Origin of the sequence: Streptomyces swartbergensis (assembly GCF_002148965.1) — a bacterium.
GTDB classification, from domain to species: Bacteria; Actinomycetota; Actinomycetes; order Streptomycetales; family Streptomycetaceae; genus Streptomyces; species Streptomyces swartbergensis.
The window spans coordinates 1-1,617 of sequence record NZ_NGFN01000671.1 but is presented as its reverse complement, the minus strand read 5'-3'; the positions used below and the strand labels follow the sequence as shown (position 1 = coordinate 1,617).

2 protein-coding genes are annotated in these 1,617 nt (G+C 71.6%); both read right to left on the bottom strand.

The genetic code is table 11. The features are described 5' to 3' along the window. The coding region (locus CA983_RS43425; protein ID WP_086606084.1) for a tetratricopeptide repeat protein at positions 1 to 1,232 on the bottom strand (1,232 nt) is incomplete at its 3' end. Between the two features lie 93 nt (positions 1,233 to 1,325). Continuing rightward, positions 1,326 to 1,617, bottom strand: a 292-nt coding sequence (locus tag CA983_RS43420) for a chaplin family protein (protein ID WP_341866743.1), incomplete at its 5' end; no start/stop codon positions are given.

Here is a 1,617-nt window from a genome sequence, read left to right as displayed (position 1 = left end):
GTGGTGGGGCTGGGGGCGAGGAGGAGATCTTCATACCGGTGGTGGCGCCGGACACTGAGGCGGTCTTCGAGCAGGGCCGCGGCCCGCTTGCCCTGGCCGGTGTCGGCCAGGGCACGGGCAAGGGTGTCCTGGACGATCTCGCGTTCCACCCGCACCCCCTCCAGCTCATCCACCCGCCCGGCCAGCGGCTCCAGCAGTGCAACCGCCCGGCCGGGCTGCCCGGCGCATACGTGCGCCAACGCCTCCGTCACCGGTGCGAGGACCTCCCGGTAAGCCGGGCGCTCATCCGCCCGTACCACGACGGTGAGCTTGCTCAGGTCCTCTACGGCGCTCTCGACGGCCAGGGCGAGGGCGAGGTTGAAGGTGTGGAACACCTCCGCCATCCCCTCCGGCTCGGCCAGCAGAGCCCGCACGTGCTCCACCTCATTCAGCCGGGCCGGCATCTGGCCGGCCAGCAGCAGCCGCCAGTTCACCGCCGCCCGCATTCCGACGTCCGAGCGGCGCAGTACCTCATCGGCACGGCGGCGCGCATCGGGGAAGTCACCTGCCGCGATGCCCTGCAGCGCGGCATGCCAGTTCAGATGCCGCACCTGCAACGCTTCCGCATTGGCCGCCAGCCACTCATCCACTCTGGCCACCGCCTGCGGGCCCGCACCCAGCTCATGGTCCGCGTGCGCGCGGGCATGAACGGCCACCCCCGAACGGGGAAACAGCGCAAGGGCGTGCTCGGCCAGAGCGAGGGCATCGTGCGGGCGCCCCTGCTCGGCCCGCGTCCACGCCAGCCACGACGCCCACGGCCACGACTGCGCACCGGCAAGCTGATACTGGCGCTCCACCAGCTCATCTCCCGCCCGCTTCAAGGCGGGGTCCTCGCTGGCGGGGAAGGCGCCGAGCATCAGCCCCGCAACCTCATCGGCCGGGAAGTCGGCGAAATGCTTCAGCAGATGCTCAGCGGCCAGACGGTACTGGCGCAGCGCACACAAGAAAATCCCGTACACCAGGCTCGCCTCACGCGAGCCCTCCGCCTTCGCGGCCTCGAACGCGGACGCCAGCGCAGCCTTCAGCTCGCCCTCGGGCAGCTCATCCCCGCGTGCCCACACCAACAACGCCCGGGCCACACCGGAATCGGGCCGGTACGCCACCCACTCCCGCAGCAGCCCCAGACCCCGGCCGCCCAACGCCACCCGCTCACAAACCGCCGGAACCGCAACCGACAAATCATCACGCCTCATGACGCCTCCACACGCGCCTGCCTTGACCGCACAACGAGAACAGGCCCGGCCGGGTGCCAACCCCAGAGCCCGGCCGGGCCTGGAACGCCCGGTTCAGAAGCAGATGATGCCGCTGTTGCCGCACCGGTTGCGGGGCAGACTCAGCGGCAGCCCTGCGGCGTTTGCCGTGCCGATACCGGAGGACGCGACGGTCGTCCCCTGGGCCTGGGCACCGCCCACGTTGGTGCAGGTGTTGCCGAACGTCGGGTTGCCGACACCGATGACGTTCGCCTGCGCTGCACCTGCCGGGGCCAGCGCGGCCCCAGCCGCCGCGCCCACCGCAGCCGCGCGCACACCCACCCGACCAGCCACCGCCCGTCGCTCCTGCGTCCGCACACCCATTGCT